The sequence below is a fragment of the Lentilactobacillus rapi DSM 19907 = JCM 15042 genome (assembly GCF_001436255.1).
GTDB classification, from domain to species: domain Bacteria; phylum Bacillota; class Bacilli; order Lactobacillales; family Lactobacillaceae; genus Lentilactobacillus; species Lentilactobacillus rapi.
The window spans coordinates 1-1,277 of the sequence record NZ_AZEI01000069.1 but is presented as its reverse complement, the minus strand read 5'-3'; the positions used below and the strand labels follow the sequence as shown (position 1 = coordinate 1,277).

The window sequence follows — 1,277 nt, the reverse complement described above, 5'->3', positions numbered from 1 at the left end:
TCAAGCGTTACACGTTTAGCTATCCAACTTCAACCACAAAGTCTGGTACGAAACGGGTTGCTGTTAAAGGTGGTTACATTACTGCTAATGCTAAATATGTGAAAGTCAGTTACAAGTAATCATTGAATAAAAGGAAAAAATCTATCTATAAAACGGTAGATTCTTTTTTGATCTATTATATTCTCGATTGGTAACGCTTACTATTACACTATGGGAAACGGTAACAATTCTTTATTACCAGCGTTTTGGGTTATAATAAGTATGTAACGAAATTATCCACTGAGGGGATATGACTTTTATGAAAATAAGTAAATATTTATTGGCGTCAACGGTATTAGCCGTGTCGGCTGGGGTATTGTCATTTACCGCCACCACGACTAATCAGCCATCAACCACTGGGGTTGTGTATGCGGCATCAGATCAAGATAATCCGGTGCTGGATCAGATTATGCCGAATAAGAAGCTTCAGTTATTAGTACTGGAAAATATGAAGTCAGAAGCGATTGTTCCTGATAATTCAACGATTGCCCAATTCACCACCGCCGATCAATTCAAAACGGCATTATCAAAATTGACGACGTTGGAATGGGTCCCGGGTGAAACTGGTGACCATTCTGATCCAGCCTATATTAACTTAGAACCACTCAACGGTGGTAACGGGTTAATTAATTCCAGCAACCAGGGTAATTATTCTTTGGAAGGTCTCCAGTTTGCGACTAATTTAACGACGATTGATCTTCATCAACAAATGTTGTACGGTCATCGCTATTTTCGGAATGATATTACTGATGTAACTCCGTTGGAACATTTAACCAAACTGACCGAAATTGATCTTCACGGTAATCGGATTCAAGATATTACGCCAATCAGCAAATTACCCAATGTGACATATTTGGATATTTCCTATAATTCGATCACGGATCTTTCCTCACTAAATATAGCTCATTATTCCCATTTGAATTACAATGCTCAATTTATCCAATTACCGGAAAAGAAACTATCCGGAACTTCTTATAATTTGGAAACGCCATTTGTCGGGAAATTGCCTCAAGGAGTCACATATAACAATAGTAACGTTAGCACCCCGGACCGTGCCGCCGTTATTCTTAATAATTCTGATCCTGATCAACCGGGTTATCCCAGCATAGTTAAGCTTATGGCCTATTATAGCGGATCGGATCCGGCGCCAAAACAAAATAATGGTAGCTTGGACTTTATCAACCTTGAATTGTCAAATTAAGTGCAACACGACATTAAAGAATATTTCATAAGGCGTT

The 1,277-nt window shown here is 38.6% G+C and carries 1 protein-coding gene; it reads left to right on the top strand.

Features of this window, described 5'->3' with window-relative positions; genetic code table 11:
- Positions 1 to 298 precede the first annotated feature (298 nt).
- Positions 299 to 1,240 (top strand): leucine-rich repeat domain-containing protein, encoded by a 942-nt coding sequence (locus FD12_RS07710; protein ID WP_056982470.1) that lies wholly within the window; start codon positions 299 to 301, stop codon positions 1,238 to 1,240.
- The last annotated feature ends 37 nt before the right edge of the window (positions 1,241 to 1,277 follow it).